The 479-nt window shown below is 66.2% G+C and carries 1 pseudogene; it reads left to right on the forward strand.

Going from position 1 to position 479, the window contains the following annotated elements:
- A pseudogene (locus tag AB4Y73_RS20455) lies at positions 1-479 on the forward strand (phenylacetate--CoA ligase); the annotation flags it as partial.

The raw sequence follows: 479 nt of genomic DNA on the forward strand, positions 1-479 counted from the left end.
TACGGCCTTTCCGAGGTCATGGGCCCGGGCGTCGCCGGCGAGGCGGTGGAGACGCAGGACGGCTGCCACATCTGGGAGGACCACTTCCGCCCGGAAATCATCGACCCCTTCAAACCCGAGGTGGGCACGGAGAACGTCCTGCGCGACGGTGAACACGGTGAGCTCGTCTTCACCTCGTTGACCAAGGAAGCGCTGCCGGTCATCCGTTACCGCACCAAGGACCTCACCCGGCTGCTCCCGGGCACTGCCCGGCCCGCACACCGCCGGATGGGACGCATCACCGGCCGCAGCGACGACATGATTATCCTGCGCGGCGTGAACGTCTTCCCATCCCAGATCGAGGAAATCGCGCTGCGGATCCCCGAACTCAGCCCGCACTTCCAGCTGGAACTCACCCGCCCCGAGGGGCAGCGCATGGACCGGCTGACCGTCCGGATTGAACGCCGCGAAACCGTTACCATCGAGCAAAGTTCGACGGC

The sequence above is a fragment of the Pseudarthrobacter sp. TAF60_1 genome (assembly GCF_052113505.1).
Lineage (GTDB): Bacteria > Actinomycetota > Actinomycetes > Actinomycetales > Micrococcaceae > Arthrobacter.